Below are 25,441 nucleotides of genomic sequence, written 5' to 3' on the forward strand. Positions count from 1 at the left end.
AACTGATGGCCTTTAAATCATGAGCATCATGGGCTGGCTGCCCGTGAGAAAGTGAATCAGGAGGTGGGTTTTGCAACGAGCACGTTGTTATCTGCTGGGTGAACGCGCGGTGGTACTGGAGCTGGAACCCCCGGTTTCCTTAGCCAGCCAGCAACGCATCTGGGGATTGTGCCAGCGGTTACAGGGTAATGACACGGTGTCGGAAGTGATCCCTGGCATGAATAATCTGACGCTGCTGCTGCGCGATCCGCAACGCAATGCACTGGATGCGATCGAGAATCTGCAACGCTGGTGGGAAGAGAGTGAAGCGCAACTGCCGGAATCGCGTCTGGTGGAGATCCCGGTAATTTATGGTGGCGACGTGGGGCCGGATCTCCAGGTGGTCGCCGATCATGCCGGTATGACGCCGCGTCAGGTGGTTGAGCTGCACAGCAGCAGCGCATACGTGGTTTATTTTATTGGCTTTCAGCCAGGATTCCCCTATCTCGGCGGTCTCGATAGCCGCTTACACACGCCGCGTCGGGCGGAGCCTCGTGTCATCGTGCCTGCGGGGTCGGTGGGTATCGGCGGCAGTCAAACCGGCGTTTATCCACTGGCAACCCCCGGTGGCTGGCAGTTGCTGGGACAAACGTCCATCAGCCTGTTCGATCCTCAGCTGCAACCCCCCACGCTGCTACGCCCCGGTGATAGCGTGCGCTTCGTGCCGCAAAAGGAGGGCGTATGTTAAAAATTCTGCGCGCCGGATTGATGACCTCATTGCAGGACCAGGGCCGCAACGGCTGGCGACAGTTTGGCGTTAGCGTCAGTGGTGCCCTGGATCAACCGGCGATGCGCACCGCCAACATGCTGGTGGGTAACGATGAAAACAGCGCGGTGCTGGAGATTGTGCTGGGGCAGTTTAAAGCGCAGTTTCAGCGTGATGGCTGGTTTGCCCTGACGGGCGCGGGCTGCAACGCGGAACTGGATGGCAAAGCGGTCTGGACCGGCTGGCGTCTGCCGGTGAAAAAAGGGCAGGTGCTCAGCCTGTCGATGCCGGTTCATGGCATGCGCAGCTATCTGGCGGTTAACGGTGGCTTTGCTGTGCCGGAGATGCTGGGTTCCGCCAGTACCGATCTGAAAGCCGGGTTTGGCGGTTTTGCCGGACGCAGGTTACAGGACGGCGATCAGCTGCCGCTGGGTAAGGCCACGCGCAGCTTCAACCGTAGGGCCGGGGTGCGCCAGTTGCTGTGGGGTAATCGCCTGCGTGCCTTGCCTGGCCCTGAATACAATGAATTCACTCGTGAAGCGCAGGAAGGATTCTGGCGCAGTGCGTGGAAGCTCAGCCCGCAAAGTAACCGTATGGGTTACCGTTTGCAGGGGCGCACATTACATCGTAAAGCCACGCGAGATTTGCTGTCGCACGGACTGGTGCCGGGTGTGGTGCAGGTGCCGCCTAATGGGCAACCCATCGTCTTGATGGCCGATGCGCAGACGACCGGAGGCTATCCGCGTATTGCCTGCATTATCGAAGCCGATCTCTACCATCTGGCGCAAATTCGTCTCGGCGAACCGATCCATTTTGTCCACTGTACGCTGGAAGAAGCCATGCAGGCGAAGCAGCAGCAACAACGTGTATTCGATCAAATGACCTGGGGACTCTCACATGAAGATTGATCTTAATGCCGACCTCGGTGAAGGCAGCGGCAGCGATCAGGAACTGCTGCAACTGGTCAGCTCCGCCAACATCGCCTGTGGTTTCCATGCGGGTGATGCCGTCACCATGCTGCAATCGGTACGCTGGGCGAAAGCGGCAGGTGTTGCTATTGGCGCGCATCCCAGCTTTCCTGACCGGGAAAACTTTGGCCGCACTGCCATGCAATTGCCCGCGGAGACGGTCTATGCCCAGATGATTTATCAGGTTGGCGCATTGAAAAGCCTGGCGGAGAGCGAAGGCGAGCGGCTGGTTCACGTCAAGCCGCATGGCATGCTGTATAACCAGGCGGCGGCCGATCCGCTGCTGGCGGATACCATTGCGCGGGCGGTAAAAGCGGTGGATGCGCGACTGATTCTGGTGGGGCTGGCGGGCAGCGAGTCGATTCGTGCGGCGGCACATTATGGCCTGCAAACCCGTGAAGAAGTGTTTGCCGACCGGGGCTATCAGGCCAGCGGGGCGCTGGTGCCTCGCAGCCAGCCGGGAGCACTGATCGAGGACAGCGCTCAGGCGATCGCCCAGACGCTCACCATGGTGCAACAACGTAAAGTACAAAGCATCAGTGGCGACTGGGTAGCGGTGAACGCGCAAACCGTTTGCCTGCATGGTGACGGTGCGCATGCGCTGCAATTTGCCCACGCGTTGCGCGCGGCGTTTGCCACCCAGCAAATCACCGTGACCAGTGCATAAGTTTTGACTGATTGCCCGGCTTTGTGCCGGGCTTTTTATTTTCTGACAAGGGGGGAAAATATGGAAAGCGTGGTGAATCTCTGGCCGCTGCTCGGTATTGCGACCATCGTGCTCGGCTTTGTGCTGCGGTTCAATCCGGTGCTGGTGGTGATTGTTGCCGGTTTTGTTACCGGGCTAGCGGCGCATATGCCGCTGGCGGACATCTTAGACAAGCTGGGATCCGGGTTCCTCAATACCCGTAACCTGCCACTGATTCTGCTGTTGCCGCTGGCCGTTATCGGTCTGCTGGAGCGGCACGGTCTGAAAGAGCGGGCGCAAACCTGGATCGCTCAGATCAAAACGGCCACCGCAGGACGTTTGCTGATCGTCTACCTGTTTGTCCGTGAAATCACGGCCGCGCTGGGACTGACCAGCCTCGGTGGTCATCCACAAATGGTCCGTCCGTTGCTGGCACCGATGGCAGAAGGGGCGACAGAAAATCGTTATGGTGAAGTTTCGCCGGAGGTGCGCCATCGTCTGCGTGCCATGTCGGCAGCCACTGACAACGTCGGTTTATTCTTTGGCGAGGATATCTTCGTCGCCTTTGGTGCCATCATCTTTATGCACAACTTTATGCAGCAGTCGGCGGGCATCCAGACCGAACCGCTGCATATCGCGGTATGGGGCATTCCGACCGCGATTTGCGCCTTCCTGATTCACTCTGCCCGCCTGATCCGTCTCGATCGCCAGCTGGCGCGTGAACTGGGCACACTGAATCATCAGGCGTTGCAGGCGAAAGGAGAGCAATGATGTTCCAGCAACAATATCTGATGTGGCTGGCAGGCATTATTCTGCTGGTTGTTGCCGTCTTCTCGTGGCGGGATCGCACTAATCCGCGTCGTCTCACCACCGGGCTGTTCTGGGCGCTGTATGGTCTGATTTTCCTGATTGGTGACGGCGCTTATCAACTGATGGGGCAGCTGGCAGGGAACGCTGAACAGGGCCAGCGCTGGCTGCATATCGGCGTGGGTATCGCCGTGGTGCTGATGGCGCTGATCGCCGGATTTGGCGGGGTGCGCCTCGGCAGTTATCACCAGCGCAGCGACGCAGAAAAACAGGCCAGTGCCAAACGTCTCGGTAACAAGCTGTTCCTGCCCGCACTGGCAATTCCGGTGGTGACCGTGATTGGCGTGCTGGCGTTCAACAATCTTCCTGGTCTGCAACAAGCGGTGTTTGGTGCCGGTAATCATTCAACGCTGATTACCCTGTTCTCGATGATGCTGGGCTGCCTGATTGGCTGGTTAGTGGCATTGAAAATGACCCATGAAAAACCGGCGCAGTCGATGCAGGAGACGCGTCGCTTACTGGATGCAGTGGGCTGGGCCTTTATCCTGCCACAGATCCTCGCCACCCTCGGCCTGTTGTTTACCAGCGCCGGTGTGGGTAACGCGATATCGCATCTGACCGAAACCTATCTGGCGGTGGATAACCGTTTTGTCGCGGTGGCGGTGTATGCCATCGGCATGGCGCTGCTGACCATGGTGATGGGCAACGCCTTTGCCGCGTTTCCGATTGTCACCGCCGGGATCGGTATCCCAATTCTGGTGTTGCAACATCACGGTAATCCGGCGGTGATGGCGGCGATTGGCATGTTCTCTGGTTATTGCGGCACGCTGATGACGCCGATGGCGGCCAACTTTAACCTCGTCCCGGCACGTCTGCTGGAGCTGCCGGACCGCAATGCGGTGATCAAGGCTCAGGTGCCGACCGGTGTGCTACTGTTGGTGGTCAATATTTTCCTGCTGTGGTTCATGATGTTTTTGTGAGGATGCAATGAAAACGGTATTAATGACCGCGTTTGAGCCTTTTGAAGGCGAAAGCATCAATCCCTCATGGGAAGCGGTAAGTTCCTTCGAGGGTAGGGTGATCAATGGCGCACGCGTGGTGGTGCGCCAGTTGCCGGTGGTGTTCAGCCGCTGTGGTGTTGTGCTGGCCGAGGCGCTGGATGAACTGCAGCCGGACCGCATTCTGTGCATCGGCCAGGCAGGTGGACGCAGCGATATCACCGTGGAACGGGTGGCGATCAATGTGGATGATGCGCGCATTCCCGATAACGACGGGCAGCAACCGATTGATCAGCCGATTGTTGCCGAAGGGCCGGTCGCGTACTTCTCCCGCCTGCCAATCAAAGCCATTGTGGCTGCGGTACGCGAGGCGGGCATCCCGGCTTCGGTATCGCAGACCGCAGGCACCTTCACCTGTAATCATGTGATGTACCGCCTGTTGCACTGGCTGGAAACCAACCAGAGCCAGGCACGCGGCGGTTTTATCCATATTCCTTATTTGCCTGAGCAGGCGGTAAGCCATCCCGGTGCACCGAGTATGTCGTCTGCCAGCGTGATTCAGGCGCTGGAGATTGCGTTGCAGGTGACACTCAGCGTTGATCAGGATCTGCGCATCGCCGGTGGCGCGACGCATTAAACAGGAGAGGTCATGCCTGAAGGACCGGAGATCCGCCGAGCGGCGGATCAACTGGCAGCGGCGATGACGGGCAAACCGCTCACCGATGTGTGGTTTGCCTTTCCGCAGTTGAAAACCTACGAACCCGCCTTGCTGGGGGAGACCGTCACCACCATTGAAACGCGTGGTAAGGCGCTACTCACCCATTTTTCAAATGGTCTGACGCTGTATAGCCATAACCAGTTGTACGGCGTCTGGCGTGTGGTGCCCACCGGTACCGAACCGCAAACCACACGGCAGTTACGGGTGCGGCTGGCGAATGCCGACCAGACCATCTTGCTCTACAGCGCCTCGGATATTGAGCTGCTCAATGCCGAAACACTGGCAGTGCATCCTTTCCTGCAACGCGTTGGGCCAGATGTACTGGATGCCAGCCTGACTGTCGATGAAGTACAACAGCGGCTGCTGTCACCACGTTTTCGGCGGCGGCAATTCAGCGGTCTGCTGCTCGACCAGGCCTTTCTCGCCGGGTTGGGAAATTATCTGCGGGTAGAGATTTTGTGGCACGCCCGGCTGCTGGCGCAGCATCGTGCCGAGGATCTGGATGCCGCACAGCTACGCGCGCTGAGTGAAGCGATGCTGGCGGTGCCGCGTCTCTCGTATCAGATGCGTGGCAGCATGAAGAAATATCATGAAGAAGCGTCGTTTCGCTTTGAGGTTTTTCATCGGCAGGGGAAACTTTGTCGGCGCTGTGGTGCGGTGATTGAGAAGGGCGTGCTGTCATCACGGCCATTTTACTGGTGTCCGGGATGCCAGAAATAACAAGGGCGGGATAACCCGCCCTGACACTTATTTTTTCAGCGCAGAGGTGAAAGGACGCTCGGTATAACCGGTGTACAGCTGACGCGGACGGGCAATCTTCATGCCTTCGTCGTGCATCTCTTTCCAGTGGGCAATCCAGCCAACGGTACGCGCCATGGCGAAGATCACCGTGAACATTGAAGATGGAATACCCATCGCTTTCAGAATAATGCCTGAGTAGAAATCAACGTTCGGGTAGAGTTTGCGCTCGATGAAGTACGGGTCGTTCAGCGCGATATGTTCCAGCTCCATCGCCACTTCCAGCAGGTCATCTTTCATGCCCAGCTCGTTCAGCACTTCGTGGCAGGTTTCACGCATCACGGTGGCACGCGGGTCATAGTTCTTATACACGCGGTGACCGAAGCCCATCAGACGGAACGAATCGTTCTTGTCTTTTGCACGGCGGACGAATTCCGGGATATGTTCCACGGTGCTGATCTCTTCCAGCATACGCAGCGTGGCTTCGTTAGCACCACCGTGCGCCGGTCCCCACAGGGAGGCGATACCGGCTGCGATACAGGCAAACGGGTTAGCGCCTGATGAACCCGCGGTACGCACAGTAGAAGTAGAGGCGTTTTGCTCATGGTCGGCGTGCAGAATCAGAATACGGTCCATTGCGCGTTCCAGCACCGGGTTCACTTTGTACTCTTCGCACGGCGTGGCGAACATCATGTGCAGGAAGTTACCGGCGTAGGAGAGGTCATTGCGCGGATAAACGAACGGCTGACCGATGGAGTATTTGTAGCACATCGCCGCCATGGTCGGCATTTTAGACAGCAGACGGAACGCAGCGATTTCACGGTGACGTTCAATATTCACGTCCAGCGAGTCATGATAAAACGCCGCCAGCGCACCGGTCACACCACACATCACCGCCATCGGATGGGAGTCACGACGGAAACCGTGGAACAGGCGGGTGATTTGCTCGTGGATCATGGTGTGGCGGGTAACGGTGGTGCGGAATTCTTCGTACTGATCCTGGGTTGGCGCTTCGCCATTGAGCAGGATGTAACACACTTCCAGGTAGTTTGAGTTTGTTGCCAGTTGATCAATCGGGAAACCGCGATGTAACAAAATACCTTCATCACCATCTATAAAGGTGATTTTTGATTCGCATGACGCTGTAGACGTGAAACCGGGGTCGAAGGTAAACAGGCCTTTAGATCCGAGAGCGCGGACATCAACGACATCCTGTCCCAGCGTGCCTTTCATCACATCCAGTTCAACAGGCGTATTGTCTTGTAGGGTTAGCGTCACTTTTTTATCTGTCATTTTTCGTCTCCATAGCGCCTTGGTAGGTAAGGATCTTAGACACCTAAACCGCCATCATGTTGCATAAAACCACAATCTTCACAGTATCACTCTGCGGTCATGTTTGTCGTGCAGGGTAGAGTACAGAGCGAACGATGTGTATGGGCCAGTGGCGTCCGGGCATGACATGCTGCAAATCGCGGATGTTAAAGATCCTGTCACGACATAACTTCTTGGTAACCAATAACCTGATGCTTTGTAATGCTCACAGTGGCAATGTTACATAACTTCAGCTTAGGGGAAAGTGTATCCCCATAACTTTTGTGCATCATAGGGCTTTAATGCGTTTGTTTGTAACCGAATTGTTGAACTTTTGTCAAATCAGATAATTAAAAATGTATGAAATGTGAAATTCGTGAGGGGGATCACTGTTCAGCTTAAATGTGACCAAAGAGATTGTAGGGGAATTGTAATCAGAATGTGATCCTCCTATACTGCCGCCAGGTCTCCGGAATACCCTGACACCAGGAGCCACCCAGCGTTTTCCCCGCGTCATTGAACACTGGATGTTGCTTCTTTGGTGACGGTTGCTGTCTGAACACGTCCTGTGTCTCTGATGTAACCCAGGACCGGAGGAAGCAAAATAAAAAAGAGCTGTGTGGGCAAAACCGTGAAAAAACAAAGACCTGTTAACTTGGATCTCTCGACGATCCGGTTTCCCGTTACTGCAATATCGTCCATTCTCCACCGCGTCTCCGGCGTGATCACCTTTGTCGCTCTCGGAATTCTGCTCTGGTTACTGGGTCTCTCGCTCTCTTCTCCCGAAGGTTTCCTGCAAGCCGCGTCCATTATGGATGGCTTCTTCGCTAAGTTCATCATGTGGGGCATTCTTACCGCGCTGGCATATCATGCCGTGGGCGGCATTCGCCATATGTTAATGGACTTCGGCTATCTGCCGGAAACACTGGAAATGGGCACCCGTTCCGCTCAGGCGGCTTTTGGTATCACTGTCGTGCTTTCAATTTTGGCTGGAGTCCTCGTATGGTAAGCAATGCTTCTGCATTAGGACGCAACGGTATTCATGACTGGCTGTTACTGCGTGCTGCTGCAATCTTAATTACGCTCTACATTCTCTACATTCTCGGTTTTGTAGTGATGACAGGCACGCTGACGTATGACGTCTGGCGCGGCTTCTTCGCTTCCTCCTTCACGAAAGTGTTCACGTTGCTGACGCTGTTCTCCATTCTGATTCATGGCTGGATCGGGATGTGGCAGGTGCTGACTGACTACGTGAAACCGCTGGCGACCCGTCTGGTGTTGCAGCTGGTGATTGTGGTCGCGCTGTTGTCCTATGCAATTTATGGAACCGTTGTCGTGTGGGGTGTGTAAATGAGTTTGCCAGTCAGAGAGTTTGATGCCGTGGTGATCGGCGCAGGTGGTGCAGGTATGCGCGCTGCTTTGCAAATCTCCCAATCGGGCCAGACCTGCGCCCTGTTGTCGAAAGTTTTCCCTACCCGTTCCCATACCGTTTCCGCCCAGGGCGGCATTACCGTGGCGCTTGGCAACACCCACGAAGATAACTGGGAATGGCATATGTACGATACCGTGAAAGGTTCCGACTATATCGGTGACCAGGACGCGATCGAATATATGTGTCATGTCGGCCCGGAAGCGATTCTGGAGCTGGAGCATATGGGTTTGCCTTTCTCCCGTCTTGATGATGGCCGCGTGTATCAGCGTCCGTTTGGTGGTCAGTCGAAAAACTTCGGTGGTGAGCAGGCGGCGCGTACCGCTGCGGCTGCCGACCGTACCGGCCACGCCCTGCTGCATACCCTGTATCAGCAGAACCTGAAAAACAAAACCACCATCTTCTCCGAATGGTATGCGCTAGACCTGGTGAAAAACGCCGACGGTGCCATCGTCGGTTGTACTGCCATCTGCATCGAAACCGGTGAGACGGTCTACTTCAAAGCCAAAGCCACCATTCTGGCAACCGGCGGTGCAGGCCGTATTTACCAGTCCACCACCAACGCCCACATCAACACCGGTGACGGTGTCGGTATGGCCCTGCGTGCAGGCGTACCGGTGCAGGACATGGAAATGTGGCAGTTCCACCCAACCGGTATCGCCGGTGCGGGTGTGCTGGTGACCGAAGGTTGCCGTGGTGAAGGTGGTTATCTGCTGAATAAACACGGCGAACGTTTTATGGAACGCTACGCACCTAACGCCAAAGACCTGGCGGGCCGTGATGTGGTGGCGCGTTCGATGATGATCGAAATCCGTGAAGGTCGCGGCTGTGACGGCCCATGGGGTCCGCACATTAAGCTGAAGCTCGACCATCTGGGCAAAGACGTGCTGGAATCCCGTCTGCCGGGCATTCTGGAGCTGTCGCGTACCTTCGCCCATGCCGATCCGATAAAAGAACCGATTCCGGTGATCCCAACCTGTCACTACATGATGGGCGGTATTCCGACCAAAGTGACCGGCCAGGCGCTGTGCGTGAATGAGCAGGGCGAAGATGTTGTCATTCCGGGTCTGTTCGCGGTAGGTGAAATCGCCTGCGTATCGGTACATGGTGCTAACCGCCTCGGCGGTAACTCATTGCTCGACCTGGTAGTGTTTGGTCGTGCGGCGGGTCTGCATCTGCTGGAGTGTATCGAGGAGCAGGGCGAACTGCGTGAGGCCACCCAGGACGAGATCGATGCGGCGATGGCACGCTTCAATCGCTGGGAAAATAACACCACTGGTGAAGATCCGGTTGAGATTCGCAAGGCGCTGCAACGCTGCATGCAGAACAACTTCTCGGTCTTCCGTGAAGGTGATGCGATGGCGCAGGGTCTGGAAGAGTTGAAAGTGATCCGCGAACGCCTGAAATCAGCGCGTCTCGATGACCGTTCACCGGACTTCAATACCCAGCGTATCGAGTGTCTGGAGCTGGATAATCTGATGGAAACCGCTTATGCCACAGCCGTGGCGGCGAACTATCGTACCGAAAGCCGTGGCGCGCATAGCCGCTTCGACTATCCGGAGCGCGATGATGCCAACTGGCTGTGCCATAGCCTCTATGTTCCGCAAACGGAAAGCATGACGCGCCGTGAGGTGAACATGCAACCGAAACTGCGCGCGGCCTTCCCGCCGAAAGTGCGTACTTATTAATTGCGGAGATCATCATGAGACTCGAATTTTCAATCTATCGTTACAACCCGGAAGTTGATGACGCGCCGCGTATGCAGGAGTACAGCCTGGAAGCGGAAGATGGTCGCGACATGATGCTGCTGGACGCGTTGATCAAGCTGAAAGAGAAAGATCCGACGCTGGCGTTTCGTCGCTCCTGCCGTGAAGGCGTGTGCGGGTCTGATGGCCTGAACATGAACGGTAAAAACGGTCTGGCCTGTATCACCCCGGTGTCCGCGCTGGGCAATGGTACGAAGAAAATTGTTATCCGTCCGCTGCCTGGTTTGCCGGTAATTCGCGATCTGGTTGTGGATATGGGGCAATTCTACGCACAGTATGAGAAGATTAAGCCTTACCTGTTGAATAACGGGGAAAATCCACCGGCGCGTGAGCATCTGCAAAGCCCGGCTGAGCGTGAGCATCTGGATGGTCTGTACGAGTGTATTCTCTGCGCCTGCTGCTCAACCTCGTGCCCGTCGTTCTGGTGGAACCCGGACAAATTCATCGGTCCGGCCGGTTTGCTGGCGGCGTACCGCTTCCTGATTGACAGCCGTGATACCGAAACCGATGCACGTCTGGACAATCTGAACGATGCTTTCAGTGTATTCCGCTGTCACAGCATCATGAACTGTGTGAGCGTGTGCCCAAAAGGACTAAACCCGACGCGCGCCATCGGCCATATTAAGTCGATGCTGCTGCAACGCGGAGCATAGCAAGACCCACTGTCCGGGAACCTCAGGTTCCCGGCAGTTTACGGAAGCCTCTATAAGCGCGGTCTGAACCACGCTTATAAAGGTTCCCTTACGAGTCGGGCGCCGATAGCGCAAGGGCTCGTATCGCTGAACTCACTACGGCAAGCCGCGAAAGCGGCAACAATGAAACCTCAAAAAAAGCATACTAATGCTTAAGGGATCACAATGCAGAACAGCGCGATGAAGCCCTGGCTGGACTCCTCCTGGCTGGCCGGCGCGAACCAATCTTACATAGAGCAACTCTATGAGGATTTCCTGACCGATCCTGACTCTGTTGATGCCATGTGGCGCGACATGTTCCAGCAGCTGCCCGGCACTGGCGTGAAACCTGAGCAGTTTCACTCCACCACGCGTGATTACTTCCGCCGCCTGGCCAAAGATGCGACGCGTTACACCTCCACAGTCACTGATCCGGCCACCAATTCCAAACAGGTTAAGGTGCTGCAGCTGATCAACGCCTTCCGCTTTCGCGGACACCAGCACGCTAACCTTGATCCACTCGGCCTGTGGAAACAGGACGCCGTCCCGGATCTCGACCCGACCTATCACGACCTGACCGACGCGGATTTTCAGGAAAGCTTTAACGTTGGTTCTTTTGCTATCGGCAAAGAGACCATGAAGCTGGCCGATCTCTTCGAAGCGCTGAAGCAGACCTACTGTGGCTCCATTGGTGCTGAGTACATGCACATCAATAACACCGATGAAAAACGCTGGATTCAGCAGCGTCTCGAATCGATCGTGGGCCACGCCAGTTTCAGTGCTGACGAGAAAAAAGGTTTCCTGAAAGAGCTGACGGCGGCAGAAGGCCTGGAAAAATACCTTGGTGCTAAATTCCCCGGCGCGAAACGCTTCTCACTGGAAGGCGGCGATGCGCTGATTCCGATGCTGCGCGAAATGATTCGTCACGCCGGTAAAAGCGGTACGCGTGAAGTGGTGCTGGGTATGGCGCACCGCGGCCGTCTGAACGTGCTGATCAACGTACTGGGCAAAAAGCCGCAGGATCTGTTCGACGAGTTTTCCGGTAAGCACAAAGAACACCTCGGCACCGGTGACGTGAAGTACCACATGGGCTTCTCGTCAGATGTGGAAACCGAAGGTGGACTGGTGCATCTGGCGCTGGCATTTAACCCGTCGCACCTTGAAATTGTCAGCCCGGTGGTAATGGGTTCGGTGCGTGCGCGTCTGGATCGTCTGGCCGAGCCGAGCAGCAATAAAGTGCTGCCAATCACCATTCACGGTGATGCTGCGGTGACCGGGCAGGGCGTGGTGCAGGAAACCCTGAACATGTCGCAGGCGCGTGGTTACGAAGTGGGCGGTACGGTTCGCATCGTGATCAACAACCAGGTGGGCTTCACCACCTCAAACCCGCAGGATGCACGTTCAACGCCATATTGTACTGACATCGGTAAAATGGTGCTGGCACCGATTTTCCACGTTAACGCGGACGATCCGGAAGCCGTTGCCTTTGTCACCCGTCTGGCGCTCGACTATCGCAACACCTTCAAACGTGATGTGTTTATCGACCTGGTGTGCTATCGCCGTCATGGCCACAACGAAGCCGACGAGCCAAGTGCAACCCAGCCGTTGATGTACCAGAAAATCAAAAAGCATCCGACGCCGCGTAAAATCTACGCTGACCGCCTGGAAGCAGATGGCATCGCCAAACTGGAAGATGCTACCGAAATGGTCAATGTGTATCGCGATGCGCTGGATGCCGGTGAATGCGTGGTGCCGGAATGGCGTCCGATGAGCCTGCACTCCTTCACCTGGTCGCCGTACCTGAATCACGACTGGGATGAAAGCTACCCGGCGACCGTTGAGATGAAACGTTTGCAAGAGCTGGCGCGCCGTATCAGCCAGGTGCCGGAAGCGGTTGAAGTCCAGGGCCGTGTTGCCAAGATTTATAACGACCGTAAAGAGATGGCCGAAGGTAATAAAGCCTTTGACTGGGGCGGCGCGGAAAACCTGGCTTATGCCACGCTGGTTGATGAAGGCATCCCGGTGCGTCTGTCAGGTGAAGACTCGGGCCGTGGCACTTTCTTCCATCGTCATGCGGTGGTACACAACCAGGCGAACGGTTCCACCTATACGCCGCTGCACCATATCCATCATGGTCAGGGACAGTTTAAGGTCTGGGACTCGGTGCTGTCGGAAGAAGCGGTGCTGGCGTTCGAATACGGTTATGCCACCGCAGAACCGCGTGTGCTGACCATCTGGGAAGCGCAGTTTGGTGACTTTGCCAATGGTGCGCAGGTGGTTATCGACCAGTTCATCAGTTCCGGCGAGCAGAAATGGGGCCGTATGTGTGGCCTGGTGATGCTGCTGCCGCATGGTTATGAAGGTCAGGGTCCGGAGCACTCCTCTGCGCGTCTGGAGCGCTATCTGCAACTCTGCGCCGAGCAGAATATGCAGGTGTGCGTGCCTTCTACGCCAGCACAGGTTTACCATATGCTGCGTCGTCAGGCGCTGCGCGGTATGCGCCGTCCTCTGATCGTGATGTCACCGAAATCGCTGCTGCGTCATCCGCTGGCGATCTCGACTCTCGATGAACTGGCGAACGGCAGCTTCCAGCCCGCCATCGGTGAAGTCGACGATCTCGATGCGAAACAGGTGAAACGCGTGGTGATGTGTGCTGGTAAGGTTTACTACGACCTGCTGGAACAGCGCCGCAAGAGCGAGAAGAACGACGTCGCGATTATTCGTATTGAGCAGCTGTATCCGTTTCCGCATAAAGCGGTACAGGAAGCACTGAAACCCTATTCTCATGTCCAGGATTTTGTCTGGTGTCAGGAAGAACCACTGAATCAGGGTGCATGGTACTGCAGTCAGCATCATTTCCGCGAAGTGGTTCCGTTTGGTGCTTCACTGAGCTATGCAGGCCGCCCGGCTTCTGCTTCACCGGCCGTGGGCTACATGTCCGTACATCAAAAACAGCAGCAAGACCTGGTTAATGACGCGCTGAACCTTGGTTAATAAAAAGGAAAGATAATGAGTAGCGTAGATATTCTCGTTCCCGATTTGCCTGAATCCGTAGCGGACGCAACGGTAGCAACCTGGCATAAAAAACCCGGCGACGCGGTCAGTCGCGATGAAGTAATTGTCGAGATCGAAACCGACAAAGTAGTGCTGGAAGTGCCGGCATCGGCCGACGGCGTACTGGATGCGGTGCTGGAAGATGAAGGTTCAACCGTAATTTCTCGCCAGATCCTGGGCCGTCTGAAAGAAGGCAACAGCAGCGGGAAAGAGACCACCGCGAAAGTGGATAGCAAGGAATCAACGCCTGCACAGCGTCAGACGGCTTCTCTGGAAGAAGAGAGCAATGACGCACTCAGCCCGGCGATCCGTCGCCTGATCGCTGAGCATGACCTCGATGCCAGCCAGATTAAAGGCAGCGGCGTTGGCGGTCGTATCACGCGTGAAGATGTCGAAAAACATCTGGCGAAGAAACCGGAAGCCAAAGCGGCACCGGCTGCAGCACAACCTGCAGCTGCACCGCAGACCGCGATTGCCAACCGTAGCGAGAAGCGTGTGCCAATGACGCGTCTGCGTAAGCGTGTTGCTGAGCGTCTGCTGGAAGCGAAAAACAGCACCGCCATGCTGACCACCTTCAATGAAATCAACATGAAGCCGATCATGGATCTGCGTAAGCAGTACGGCGATGCCTTCGAGAAGCGTCATGGCGTGCGTCTGGGCTTTATGTCTTTCTATATCAAAGCCGTGGTTGAAGCGCTGAAACGCTACCCGGAAGTGAATGCTTCCATCGACGGTGAAGACGTGGTGTACCACAACTATTTCGACGTCAGCATCGCGGTATCCACCCCGCGTGGTCTGGTGACGCCGGTGCTGAGAGATGTTGATGCGCTGAGCATGGCTGACATCGAGAAGAAAATTAAAGAACTGGCGGTGAAAGGCCGTGACGGCAAACTGACCGTTGACGAACTGACTGGCGGTAACTTCACCATCACTAACGGCGGTGTCTTCGGTTCGCTGATGTCCACCCCGATCATCAACCCACCGCAGAGCGCGATTCTGGGCATGCACGCCATCAAAGATCGTCCGATGGCGGTGAATGGTCAGGTTGTGGTGCTGCCGATGATGTATCTGGCGCTCTCTTATGATCACCGTCTGATTGATGGCCGCGAGTCTGTCGGTTATCTGGTGGCGGTGAAAGAGATGCTGGAAGATCCGGCGCGTCTGCTGCTGGATGTCTGATTTTCATAGGGCGCGCCAGGTTCAGGGCGCGTCCAAAACTCATTAGTCTTTACTAGACCTAAATGGATAGAACATCATGAACTTACACGAATACCAGGCTAAACAGCTGTTTGCACGGTATGGTATGCCGGCACCGACTGGCTACGCCTGTACTACACCACGTGAAGCAGAAGAAGCCGCATCAAAAATTGGCGCAGGCCCGTGGGTAGTGAAATGTCAGGTTCATGCCGGTGGCCGCGGTAAAGCGGGCGGTGTGAAAGTGGTGAAGAGCAAAGAAGAGATCCGTGCCTTTGCTGAACACTGGCTGGGTAAACGCCTGGTAACCTATCAAACAGACGCCGAAGGTCAGCCGGTAAACCAGATTCTGGTTGAAGCAGCGACTGACATCGATCAGGAACTCTATCTGGGTGCGGTTGTTGACCGTGCCAGCCGCCGTGTGGTCTTTATGGCCTCTACCGAAGGCGGTGTGGAGATTGAGAAAGTCGCGGAAGAAACCCCGCATCTGATCCACAAAATGGCGCTGGATCCGTTAGCCGGTCCGCAGCCGTATCAGGGCCGCGAGCTGGCATTCAAACTGGGCCTGACAGGTAAACAAGTCAGCCAGTTCACCAAAATCTTCATGGGTCTGGCGACCATGTTCCTGGAACGTGACCTGGCGCTGGTTGAGATCAACCCGCTGGTGGTGACCAAGCAGGGCGATCTGGTGTGCCTCGATGGCAAACTGGGTGCCGATGGCAACGCCCTGTTCCGTCAGCCGGAACTGCGTGAAATGCGTGACCCAAGCCAGGAAGATCCGCGTGAAGCGCATGCGACGCAGTGGGAACTGAACTATGTCGCGCTGGAAGGCAACATTGGCTGTATGGTCAACGGTGCGGGTCTGGCGATGGGTACCATGGACATCGTGAAACACCACGGTGGCCAGCCTGCTAACTTCCTTGATGTCGGCGGCGGCGCAACCAAAGAGCGCGTAACCGAAGCCTTCAAAATCATCCTGTCTGACGATGCAGTTAAAGCTGTATTCGTTAACATTTTCGGCGGCATCGTGCGTTGCGACCTGATCGCAGACGGCATCATCGGTGCAGTAGCGGAAGTGGGTGTGAACGTACCGGTAGTGGTACGTCTGGAAGGTAACAACGCCGAGCTGGGCGCTAAGAAACTGGCGGACAGCGGTCTGAACATCATTGCAGCAACCAGCCTGACAGACGCGGCACAGCGTGTTGTTGCTGCTGCGGAGGGTAAATAATGTCCATTTTGATCGACAAAAACACCAAAGTCATTTGCCAGGGTTTCACCGGTGGCCAGGGGACTTTCCACTCTGAGCAGGCACTGGCCTATGGTACGCAGCTGGTTGGCGGTGTGACCCCAGGTAAAGGCGGCACCACCCATCTCGGTCTGCCGGTGTTTAACACCGTGCGTGAAGCGGTAGAAGCCACGGGTGCAACCGCCACCGTGATCTACGTTCCGGCTCCGTTCTGCAAAGACGGTATCCTGGAAGCTATCGACGCGGGTATCAAACTGATCATCACCATCACTGAAGGTATCCCGACGCTGGATATGCTGACCGTGAAAGTGAAGCTGGATGAAGCTGGCGTGCGGATGATCGGCCCGAACTGTCCGGGTGTGATCACCCCAGGCGAATGTAAGATCGGGATTATGCCGGGCCACATTCACCTGCCAGGCCGCGTCGGTATCGTGTCACGTTCAGGCACCCTGACTTATGAAGCAGTTAAGCAGACCACTGACATCGGCTACGGCCAGTCAACCTGCGTCGGTATCGGCGGTGACCCGATCCCAGGTTCTAACTTCATCGACATCCTGAAAATGTTCCAGGAAGACCCGCAGACCGAAGCGATCGTGATGATCGGTGAGATCGGCGGTAGCGCTGAAGAAGAAGCGGCTGCTTACATCAAAGAGCATGTGACCAAGCCGGTTGTGGGTTACATCGCGGGTGTGACTGCGCCGAAAGGTAAGCGTATGGGTCACGCAGGCGCGATCATCGCCGGTGGTAAAGGCACAGCAGATGAGAAATTTGCTGCGCTGGAAGCGGCCGGTGTGAAAACCGTGCGCAGCCTGGCTGATATCGGCGACGCCGTGAAAGAAGTACTGCCAGCTAAATAAGTTTTAGTTGTTGCACGTATTGAGCCGCTGTCCTTTGAGGGGAGCGGCTTTTTTGTTGCTTCTGTAGACTGCGAGTAGATTTAAAGACGTGGTTGTTAGTTAGTATTGGTGTGTATAAACGACGGACACCAATACATCCTTATTTTGTGCGATCGTGCCAACTGTCACTGTGACCTCCGGATTTTTACCTCTCCAGCAATCGCCACTCACTACGCAATCGTTGTGTTTACTGTAGCCAAGAGACGCCAGGTATGCGCTAATCTTGCTGGTATCCGTAGTATCGTGAAATGTGACGGTATAGCCCTGTGATTCCGGGCCCGAGACATTGTAAAAGGCGAATTCATAGCGATCAGATATACGTGGCATTTTTTTCAGGATGTCAGGGGTAAAATGTTCATACAGCCTTGTTTCCTGTTCGGTGTAATGTGCACTACCGTCAAATCCTGGTTCTATTATCGGCCAGTAATAAGCAATCACACCTGTAAGAACGACCACCAGAATGGCGATGATGCTGGTTGCGATTTTAAAAGGCCTTTTCATTCCGTCATATCCGTCTGATTCCCACCCTGCATATAAGTACCATCAGCGGTTGCTATGCCTACATTGCCAGACTTCCAGTCATTGTAGGGGCGGATGGTTTGCATAAAACCGGGAAGCTGGCCTAAGTGAGGTTGAGCTCTGGGAAATCGCTCCGGGTCAGGGAACAACAGCGGCTGAAAAGTCTCATTTTTCCAGGAACCGATTTTGCCATAATAATCCCAACGTTTGAGTGCCTCCTCTTTGCTGACGGGCGCAATAATGGGAATGGATTGCGAATCGACATGACGCGGTAAAAACCCAGCAGGTCTGAGCAGAGATCTTCGCCACTGAATCCACTATCGGTTACCAGATTGATGGGGAATGTATTTTGCATAGCTTCAAAACGCCTGGCTAACGTCATCATCATTGCCAGCGCAATACTCTGACGCTCCTGATAAGGGCGGCCTGTGCGGATACGCCATTTAATAAATTTGCCCATCCGAAGGGTTTTCCAGGGATCAACCATCGACTGGGAATACGTAATGTCGTAGCGAGCCACACCCATCGCTTCTATTCATCAGTTTTCGGATGTCCTCTCCCTGGGCATGACCGAGGTCCACCCAACCCAGCACTTCCGTGTAAACCAACCCGTAATTGGTGTGCGCCGCATCTGCACCCTCAAAAATCTCACTCCGTTTACTCATCCTTAAACCCTCATCATCCTTTCAGCACACCCTATGCGGTTTTCACTTTACTCAAAACATTGGCAAAGTTGAGGTGTTAAGGACCGGATTGTGATGCTTGTCGTATCCTGTTAAAAATAAAAGAAAATTTTAATCAATAAGGGTTAGGGCAATCACTAACAATTCCTTACCGCTGGGGCTACTGTCGGCCAGGTTGCCGGGGCAGGGGCAGTTTTTGCTGCCTTTACACGCGCAAAAAGTGGGAAAAGTCCGACGAGGTCAAAATTGGCAGCTATGATTATTTTGTCAGAGGGTAAAGAAGGGCAAATTCGATGGTGTCTGATTGAAAATTAAGAAAGTCTTGCCAGCCGCTTCGTTAAAAAATTATGGCAAAGGTAATTATTTTCTTAATTACGTCATCATCTCATGACATCTAATTAACAATAAGCTCCACAATACATATCTGGAAATTTTATGCGTTAATCCAGATCAACAAATGCGGAGTTATAACAAACTTTACCACTGGCAAAGCGCAACTTAACCGGTATAAATTGCGCTACATCAATTCAATCTTTTTCACGCATTTTCAGGAGTTTGTGCCAGGCGTTGTTATATCAATTCTGTCGCCTCCTCTCTCACTCCTGTCCGAAACGGATTGTTGCGATACGTTTTCAGGGAATTTTCGTCACTGTTACTCGCTCACTTCGGGCAGCAGATTTCTCTGTTCTGTCGGTAACAAAACTGGAATCAATAATCAGTCGTTCCTGACTCTTCTTCTGCACGTCAATGTCTGTTGTTTGCCGTTGTCGCCCGCAGGGAGAGTTCATGCGAGGAGCAAGGAGTCATCATGTTAGATATTGTCGAGCTGTCGCGTTTGCAGTTTGCCCTGACGGCGATGTATCACTTCCTGTTCGTGCCATTAACGCTGGGTATGGCGTTTTTGCTGGCGATCATGGAGACCGTATACGTCCTGACGGGAAAACAGATTTACAAAGATATGACCAAGTTCTGGGGCAAGTTGTTTGGCATCAACTTCGCACTCGGTGTAGCAACCGGTCTGACCATGGAATTTCAGTTCGGGACTAACTGGTCCTATTACTCACACTACGTCGGCGATATCTTCGGTGCGCCGCTGGCCATTGAAGGCCTGATGGCGTTCTTCCTCGAATCCACCTTTGTTGGCCTGTTCTTCTTCGGCTGGGATCGTCTCGGTAAGGTACAACACCTCGCGGTGACCTGGCTGGTGGCACTCGGTTCAAACATGTCAGCACTGTGGATCCTGGTGGCGAACGGCTGGATGCAAAATCCGATTGCCTCTGAGTTCAATTTTGAAACCATGCGTATGGAGATGGTGAGCTTCTCCGAGCTGGTACTGAACCCGGTGGCGCAGGTGAAATTCGTGCACACCGTAGCAGCGGGCTATACAGCCGGTGCGATGTTCATTCTCGGCATCAGCGCCTGGTATTTGCTGAAAGGCCGTGACATCGCCTTTGCTAAGCGTTCTTTCGCGATTGCAGCCAGCTTCGGTATGGCAGCGGTGCTGTCGGTGATCGTGCTGGGTGACGAATCTGGCTACGAAATGGGCGATGTGCAGAAAACCAAGCTGGCGGCTATCGAAGCCGAATGGGAAACCCAACCGGCTCCGGCGTCGTTTACGCTGTTTGGCCTGCCGGATCAGGACGCGCAGCAAAACAGATACGCAATCCAGATACCTTATCTGCTTGGATTGATTGCTACCCGCTCTGTCGATACCCCGGTCACGGGTCTGAAAGAACTGCTGGCCCAGCATGAAGTTCGTATCCGTAACGGTATGAAAGCCTATGCGCTGCTGAACGAGTTACGCGGTGGCAGCCAGGATCCGGCGGTGCGTAAAGCGTTTGAACAGAGCAAACAGGATCTTGGTTATGGTCTGCTGCTGAAACGTTATACACCAGATGTGGCGAACGCCACCGAAGCGCAGATCCAGAAAGCGACAGCGGATTCAATCCCGCGTGTAGCACCGCTTTACTTTGCCTTCCGTATCATGGTGTTGTGTGGAATCCTGCTGCTGGCGGTGATTGCACTGTCGTTCTGGAGCGTGATTCGCAATCGTATCGGCAAGTGCCGCTGGCTGCTTAAAGCTGCGTTGTACGGCATTCCGCTGCCGTGGATTGCCATCGAATCGGGTTGGTTTGTCGCGGAGTATGGCCGTCAACCGTGGGCAGTGGGTGAGGTGTTGCCAACGGCGGTCGCGAACTCATCACTGACCGTCGGCGACGTCCTGTTCTCAATGATTCTGATTTGCGGTCTGTACACCCTGTTCCTGGTGGCGGAAATGTATTTGATGTTCAAATTTGCCCGCCTTGGTCCAAGCAGCCTGAAAACCGGCCGCTATCACCATGAGCAGATTGCGGCATCAGCCCAACCGGCGCGTGGATAAGGAGAGCTACCATGTTTGACTATGAAGTATTGCGATTTGTCTGGTGGCTATTGATCGGCATTCTGCTGGTTGGGTTTGCCGTCACCGAAGGCTTCGACATGGGTGTGGGGATGCTGGTCCGTATTATGGGCCGCTCCGATACGGAACGCCGTGTCATGATTAACACCATCGCCCCGCACTGGGACGGTAACCAGGTGTGGCTGATCACCGCGGGTGGCGCGCTGTTTGCTGCCTGGCCGATGGTCTACGCCGCCGCGTTTTCCGGCTTCTATGTGGCGATGATTCTGGTACTGGCCTCTTTGTTCTTCCGTCCGGTGGGTTTTGATTACCGCTCCAAGATTGAAGATGTGCGCTGGCGTGGTATGTGGGACTGGGGCATTTTCATCGGCAGCTTTGTCCCGCCGCTGGTGATTGGCGTAGCGTTTGGCAACCTGTTGCAGGGTGTGCCGTTCCACGCTGACGAGTATCTGCGTCTGTTCTACACCGGCAACTTCTTCCAGCTGCTGAATCCGTTTGGACTGCTGGCGGGTGTGATCAGCGTGGCGATGTTCCTGACCCAGGGCGCAACCTATCTGCAAATGCGTACCACCGGTGAACTGCATGTCCGCGCACGTTCTCTCGCGCAGATTACTGCGTTAGTGATGATGGTGTGCTTCATTCTGGCCGGGGTGTGGGTGAAATACGGTATCGACGGTTACGTGGTGAAAAGCGTTATCGATCACCATGCTGCGTCTAACCCGCTGGGTAAAGATGTGGTGCGTGAAGCCGGTGCCTGGCTGGTGAACTTTGAGCAGACCCCGATTCTGTGGATCTTCCCGATATTGGGTGTGGTCATGCCGCTGCTGACTACTCTGTGCTCACGCATGGAGAAAGGGGCCTGGGCATTTATCTTCTCTTCACTGACGCTGGCAGGTGTGATCATGACCGTGGGCATTGCGATGTTCCCGTTCATCATGCCATCAAGCACCGTGCCGGGTACCAGCCTGACCATGTGGGATGCGACATCAAGTATGCTGACGCTGAAGATTATGACCTTTGCCGCCATCATTTTTGTCCCACTCATTCTGCTGTACACCACCTGGTGTTACTGGAAAATGTTTGGTCGCATCACCAAAGAACACGTTGAGAGCAATACGCACTCCCTGTACTGATTAAGGAGCTAGAACATGTGGTATTTTGCCTGGATTCTTGGCACCCTGCTGGCCTGTTCGTTCGGTGTGATCGCGGCACTGGCGCTGGAGCGTGCTGAAGAGAGCGCAGCGAAAGGCGATAAAGCCTGATGCGCCAATTGTTTCAGACCCTGTATCGTCTGATGGATAAAGGCCCGTTACGGGCCTTTTCACTGTTACTGGCCTTATGGCTGGCGGGTTGTGTGTTCTGGGATCCGTCGCGCTTTGCGGCAAAAACCAGCGCACTTTCGGTCTGGCATGGTGCGGTACTGATTTGGGCGGTGTGTACCGGCGTGATTCACGGCACGGGGTTCCGTCCACGTCGGTTACGCTGGCAGGCGTTCTTCACGCCATTACCGGCGATGATTATCCTGCTGGCGGGGATTTTCTGGTTTTATCGTTAAGTCCCCGATCAGGACAAATTCAATCCATTTATTGCTGCAATTTCAGGCGCTGATGTGAGTATTTGTCAGCGTCTGGTCAAGAAATCTGCCGAAAATCCTTCCGGTTGTTACCGTCTGATAATTATTTTCTCGGGGCGTCAGCGGGCCATTCCCAAGCCGATCTCACTTGCGTATAGTAGCAACGTTTAAAATGATACCGGGATGTAGAGTGAGTACAACGCTGTTTCGCTGGCCGGTTCGGGTCTATTACGAAGATACCGACGCCGGTGGTGTGGTTTATCACGCCAGCTATATCGCTTTCTATGAACGAGCACGTACCGAAATGTTGCGCCAGCACCATTTCAATCAACAGACCCTGCTGGAACAGCAGATCTGTTTTGTGGTGCGGCGTATGACGGTGGACTATCTTGCGGCAGCACGTCTTGATGACCTTCTGGAGATCCAGAGTGAGGTAAGTTCAATGACGCGAGCCACCATGACGTTCTCTCAGCGTATCGTGAATGCAGAAGGCAAAGTGCTCAATGAGGCAGAAGTCCTGATTGCCTGCATCAACCCACATCTAATGAAGCCGATTGCGCTTCCCAAGTCTATTGTCGCGGAGTTCAAGCAGTGACTGACATGAATATTCTTGATTTGTTCCTGAAGGCGAGCCTTCTGGTCAAACTTATCATGTTGATTTTGATCGGCTTTTCCATTGCCTCATGGGCAATCATTATCCAGCGCACCCGCATTCTGAATGCTGCCGGGCGTGAAGCCGAAGCGTTTGAAGATAAATTCTGGTCAGGTATCGAACTGTCTCGTCTTTATCAGGAGAGCCAGGGGCGTCGTGACGAGCTGAACGGTTCTGAGCAGATTTTCTATTCCGGGTTTAAAGAATTTGCCCGTCTGCACCGTGCCAACAGCCATGCGCCAGAAGCGGTGGTCGAGGGTGCCAGCCGTGCGATGCGTATTTCGATGAACCGTGAACTGGAAGCACTGGAAAACCATATTCCTTTCCTTGGCACCGTCGGTTCCATCAGCCCGTATATCGGTCTGTTTGGTACGGTGTGGGGGATCATGCACGCCTTTATCGCCCTGGGTGCCGTGAAGCAGGCCACGTTGCAAATGGTCGCGCCGGGTATCGCCGAAGCGCTGATCGCCACGGCGATCGGTCTGTTTGCCGCGATTCCAGCGGTGATGGCGTACAACCGTCTGAACCAGCGCGTCAATAAGCTGGAGCAGGGCTACGACAACTTTATGGAAGAGTTCACGGCTATCCTGCATCGTCAGGCTTTCTCCACCGACAACACGAAGTAAGTCGAGGTAAACGATGGCCAGAACCCGTGGTCGCGGACGCCGCGATCTTAAGTCTGAAATCAACATCGTTCCGCTGCTGGACGTGCTGCTGGTGCTGTTGCTGATCTTTATGGCAACCGCGCCGATCATTACCCAAAGCGTGGAAGTGGATCTGCCGGATGCAACCGACTCGAAGACGGTCTCCAGCGATGATAATCCGCCGGTGATTGTTGAAGTTGCGGGGGTAGGGCAGTACAGCCTGGTGGTGGATCACGATCGTATGAATCAGCTCCCGCCTGAGCAGGTGGTGAGCGAAGCACAGCGCCGACTGGAAGCCAATCCGAAGACGGTCTTCCTGATCGGTGGCGCAAAAGACGTGCCTTACGACGAAATCATCAAGGCGCTTAACCTGCTGCATCAGGCTGGCGTGAAATCTGTCGGTTTGATGACGCAGCCGATTTAAAGCGAACCGTTTTTGGGAACCGAGAGTGTCGAAGGCAACCGAGCAAAACGAGAAGTTAAAGCGCGCGATAATCATATCGGTGATTCTGCACATCGTGTTGATCGCCTTGCTGGTCTGGAGCTCGTTTAACGAAAAAGTTGAATCCAGCGGTGGTGGTGGCGGTAGCGATATCGACGCAGTGATGGTGGACCCGGGTGCCGTGGTCGATCAGTACAACCGTCAGCAGAATCAGCAGAGCGATAGCCAGCGTGCCGAGCAGCAGCGTCAGAAGCAGTCGCAGCAGCAGGCCGAAGAGTTGCAGCAGAAGCAGGCCGCCGAACAACAGCGTCTGAAAGAGCTGGAAAAAGAACGTCTGCAGGCGCAACAGGATGCCAAAGAGCAGGCGAAGCAGCAGGCTGAACAGCAAAAAGCGGCTGAAGCGGCGGCGAAGCAGGCGCAGGAAGAACAGAAAGCAGCGGAAGCCGCGGCAGCCAAAGCCAAAGCCGATGCCAAAGCGGAGGCGGATGCCCAGGCGAAAGCCGCAGCGGATGCTAAGCAGAAGGCGGAAGAACAGGCGAAACAGGCTGCGGCCGAAGCGAAGAAACAGGCTGAACAGGAAGCGAAAGCGGCAGCCGCCGAGGCAGCGAAAGAAAAAGCTGCTCAGGAAGCAAAAGCGGCCGCCCAGGCGAAGGCCAAAGCGGATGCGGAAGCCAAAGCGCAGGCAGCGGCAGATGCGAAGGCGAAAGCTGCGCAGGAAGCGAAAGCTGCTGCCGCCGAAGCAGCGAAAGAGAAAGCGGCTGCAGAAGCAAAAGCCGAGGCAGCGGCCAAAGCCAAAGCGGATGCCGCAGCGAAAGCCAAAGCCGCAGCGGATGCGAAGAAGAAAGCCGCAGCCGAAGCCGCGAAGAATGAAAACGCCGTTGACGATCTGCTGGGTGGCCTCTCATCCGGTAAGAATGCACCGAAAAGTGGTAACGCTGCCGCTTCCGGTGGTGGCGCGGCGGGACAAGGTAATCAGAAGAAAGCCGGAGCCTCGGGAGCCGAAATTAACTCCTATATGGGCCAGGTGGTTGCGGCGATTCAGAGCCGTTTCTATGATGCCGATTCATACAAAGGAAAAGAGTGTAACCTGCGCATCAAGCTGGCTCCGGATGGTCTGCTGATTGATGTGAAAGCGGAGGGCGGCGATCCGGCATTGTGCCAGGCGGCGGTCTCAGCAGCCAAACAGGCACGTATACCGAAGCCACCTTCACAGGCGGTGTATGAAGTGTTCAAAAACGCACCAATGGATTTCAAACCACAGTAATGCAGTAACAAACGGCAGGTTGAACTAAGGTTAGCTTGCC

Annotated in this window: 25 protein-coding genes and 1 pseudogene; 23 read left to right on the top strand and 3 right to left on the bottom strand. The window is 55.0% G+C overall.

The genetic code is table 11. The features are described 5' to 3' along the window. Positions 1–70: 70 nt before the first annotated feature. The 7 genes from pxpB to nei are packed head-to-tail and all read left to right on the top strand — an operon-like array spanning position 71 to position 5,641. Entirely contained in the window at positions 71–727 is a 657-nt protein-coding gene (gene pxpB / locus HA50_RS05615) for a 5-oxoprolinase subunit PxpB (RefSeq protein WP_084873508.1), read from the top strand. Next, a complete protein-coding gene (pxpC, locus tag HA50_RS05620; RefSeq protein ID WP_084873509.1) occupies positions 721–1,653 on the top strand; it encodes a 5-oxoprolinase subunit PxpC in 933 nt (310 codons plus the stop codon). The genes pxpB and pxpC overlap by 7 nt, the downstream gene beginning before the upstream one ends. Further along, positions 1,643–2,380 carry a 5-oxoprolinase subunit PxpA gene (pxpA, locus tag HA50_RS05625; RefSeq protein WP_084873510.1) on the top strand — a complete coding sequence of 246 codons (738 nt, stop codon included), beginning with the start codon at positions 1,643–1,645 and terminating at the stop codon, positions 2,378–2,380. Before pxpC ends, pxpA begins: the two co-directional genes overlap by 11 nt. A 60-nt stretch (positions 2,381–2,440) precedes the next feature. Further along, a complete protein-coding gene (locus HA50_RS05630) occupies positions 2,441–3,169 on the top strand; it encodes a DUF969 domain-containing protein (RefSeq protein WP_084873511.1) in 729 nt (242 codons plus the stop codon). Further along, positions 3,166–4,185 carry a DUF979 domain-containing protein gene (locus HA50_RS05635; RefSeq protein WP_139810900.1) on the top strand — a complete coding sequence of 340 codons (1,020 nt, stop codon included), beginning with the start codon at positions 3,166–3,168 and terminating at the stop codon, positions 4,183–4,185. Before HA50_RS05630 ends, HA50_RS05635 begins: the two co-directional genes overlap by 4 nt. Positions 4,186–4,192: 7 nt before the next feature. After that, positions 4,193–4,840 (top strand): pyroglutamyl-peptidase I, encoded by a 648-nt coding sequence (gene pcp, locus HA50_RS05640; protein WP_084873513.1) that lies wholly within the window; start codon positions 4,193–4,195, stop codon positions 4,838–4,840. 12 nt (positions 4,841–4,852) lie between these two features. Continuing rightward, on the top strand, positions 4,853–5,641 hold the full coding sequence (nei, locus tag HA50_RS05645; RefSeq protein WP_084873514.1) for an endonuclease VIII: 789 nt from the start codon (positions 4,853–4,855) through the stop codon (positions 5,639–5,641). Between the two features lie 27 nt (positions 5,642–5,668). Here nei and HA50_RS05650 read toward each other — a convergent pair whose 3' ends face one another. After that, positions 5,669–6,952, bottom strand: a complete 1,284-nt coding sequence (locus tag HA50_RS05650) for a citrate synthase (RefSeq protein ID WP_084873515.1) — start codon at positions 6,950–6,952, stop codon at positions 5,669–5,671. A gap of 637 nt (positions 6,953–7,589) precedes the next feature. Here HA50_RS05650 and sdhC point away from each other — a divergent pair. The 8 genes from sdhC to sucD all read left to right on the top strand — a co-directional run bounded on the left by sdhC (position 7,590) and on the right by sucD (position 17,187). Continuing rightward, on the top strand, positions 7,590–7,979 hold the full coding sequence (gene sdhC / locus HA50_RS05655) for a succinate dehydrogenase cytochrome b556 subunit (protein ID WP_084873516.1): 390 nt from the start codon (positions 7,590–7,592) through the stop codon (positions 7,977–7,979). Then, a complete protein-coding gene (gene sdhD / locus HA50_RS05660) occupies positions 7,973–8,320 on the top strand; it encodes a succinate dehydrogenase membrane anchor subunit (RefSeq protein ID WP_013508297.1) in 348 nt (115 codons plus the stop codon). The genes sdhC and sdhD overlap by 7 nt, the downstream gene beginning before the upstream one ends. Beyond that, positions 8,321–10,087, top strand: a complete 1,767-nt coding sequence (gene sdhA, locus HA50_RS05665; RefSeq protein WP_084873517.1) for a succinate dehydrogenase flavoprotein subunit — start codon at positions 8,321–8,323, stop codon at positions 10,085–10,087. Positions 10,088–10,101: 14 nt separating this feature from the next. Beyond that, a complete protein-coding gene (locus tag HA50_RS05670) occupies positions 10,102–10,818 on the top strand; it encodes a succinate dehydrogenase iron-sulfur subunit (RefSeq protein ID WP_084873518.1) in 717 nt (238 codons plus the stop codon). 204 nt (positions 10,819–11,022) lie between these two features. Further along, positions 11,023–13,830, top strand: coding sequence for a 2-oxoglutarate dehydrogenase E1 component (sucA, locus tag HA50_RS05675; protein WP_084873519.1), 2,808 nt, complete (start codon positions 11,023–11,025; stop codon positions 13,828–13,830). Positions 13,831–13,845: 15 nt separating this feature from the next. Beyond that, complete coding sequence (gene odhB / locus HA50_RS05680; protein ID WP_084873520.1) at positions 13,846–15,069, top strand: 2-oxoglutarate dehydrogenase complex dihydrolipoyllysine-residue succinyltransferase; 1,224 nt, start codon at positions 13,846–13,848, stop codon at positions 15,067–15,069. 76 nt (positions 15,070–15,145) lie between these two features. Next, positions 15,146–16,312, top strand: coding sequence for an ADP-forming succinate--CoA ligase subunit beta (gene sucC / locus HA50_RS05685; protein WP_013508302.1), 1,167 nt, complete (start codon positions 15,146–15,148; stop codon positions 16,310–16,312). Continuing rightward, complete coding sequence (gene sucD, locus HA50_RS05690) at positions 16,312–17,187, top strand: succinate--CoA ligase subunit alpha (protein WP_084873521.1); 876 nt, start codon at positions 16,312–16,314, stop codon at positions 17,185–17,187. Before sucC ends, sucD begins: the two co-directional genes overlap by 1 nt. A gap of 99 nt (positions 17,188–17,286) precedes the next feature. On the opposite strand, the gene HA50_RS05695 is transcribed toward sucD, so the two are convergent. Together HA50_RS05695 and HA50_RS31675 are read right to left on the bottom strand one after the other, a co-directional pair. After that, positions 17,287–17,727 carry a hypothetical protein gene (locus HA50_RS05695; protein ID WP_084873522.1) on the bottom strand — a complete coding sequence of 147 codons (441 nt, stop codon included), beginning with the start codon at positions 17,725–17,727 and terminating at the stop codon, positions 17,287–17,289. Beyond that, positions 17,724–18,410, bottom strand: a pseudogene (locus HA50_RS31675) (hypothetical protein). Before HA50_RS31675 ends, HA50_RS05695 begins: the two are co-directional and overlap by 4 nt. Before the next feature lie 826 nt (positions 18,411–19,236). On the opposite strand from HA50_RS31675, the gene cydA reads away from it, so the two are divergent. The 8 genes from cydA (at position 19,237) to tolA (ending at position 25,401) form a co-directional block, all read left to right on the top strand. Further along, on the top strand, positions 19,237–20,808 hold the full coding sequence (gene cydA / locus HA50_RS05710) for a cytochrome ubiquinol oxidase subunit I (protein WP_084873524.1): 1,572 nt from the start codon (positions 19,237–19,239) through the stop codon (positions 20,806–20,808). Positions 20,809–20,819: 11 nt separating this feature from the next. Further along, on the top strand, positions 20,820–21,959 hold the full coding sequence (gene cydB, locus HA50_RS05715; protein WP_084873525.1) for a cytochrome d ubiquinol oxidase subunit II: 1,140 nt from the start codon (positions 20,820–20,822) through the stop codon (positions 21,957–21,959). Between the two features lie 15 nt (positions 21,960–21,974). Beyond that, complete coding sequence (cydX, locus tag HA50_RS05720; protein WP_084873526.1) at positions 21,975–22,088, top strand: cytochrome bd-I oxidase subunit CydX; 114 nt, start codon at positions 21,975–21,977, stop codon at positions 22,086–22,088. After that, positions 22,088–22,381 (top strand): cyd operon protein YbgE, encoded by a 294-nt coding sequence (gene ybgE / locus HA50_RS05725; protein ID WP_084873527.1) that lies wholly within the window; start codon positions 22,088–22,090, stop codon positions 22,379–22,381. The genes cydX and ybgE overlap by 1 nt, the downstream gene beginning before the upstream one ends. 190 nt (positions 22,382–22,571) lie before the next feature. Further along, positions 22,572–22,994: a tol-pal system-associated acyl-CoA thioesterase gene (gene ybgC / locus HA50_RS05730; RefSeq protein ID WP_244989061.1), complete on the top strand. Its 423-nt coding sequence runs from the start codon at positions 22,572–22,574 to the stop codon at positions 22,992–22,994. Continuing rightward, a complete protein-coding gene (gene tolQ, locus HA50_RS05735; protein WP_013508309.1) occupies positions 22,991–23,677 on the top strand; it encodes a Tol-Pal system protein TolQ in 687 nt (228 codons plus the stop codon). The genes ybgC and tolQ overlap by 4 nt, the downstream gene beginning before the upstream one ends. Positions 23,678–23,690: 13 nt before the next feature. Then, positions 23,691–24,119, top strand: a complete 429-nt coding sequence (gene tolR / locus HA50_RS05740; RefSeq protein WP_084873529.1) for a colicin uptake protein TolR — start codon at positions 23,691–23,693, stop codon at positions 24,117–24,119. A 25-nt stretch (positions 24,120–24,144) separates the two neighbouring features. Continuing rightward, the gene (gene tolA, locus HA50_RS05745) at positions 24,145–25,401 is read left to right on the top strand and encodes a cell envelope integrity protein TolA (RefSeq protein WP_084873530.1); all 1,257 of its coding nucleotides are present in this window, start codon (positions 24,145–24,147) and stop codon (positions 25,399–25,401) included. The last annotated feature ends 40 nt before the right edge of the window (positions 25,402–25,441 follow it).

The sequence above is a fragment of the Pantoea cypripedii genome, assembly GCF_002095535.1.
Lineage (GTDB): Bacteria > Pseudomonadota > Gammaproteobacteria > Enterobacterales > Enterobacteriaceae > Pantoea > Pantoea cypripedii.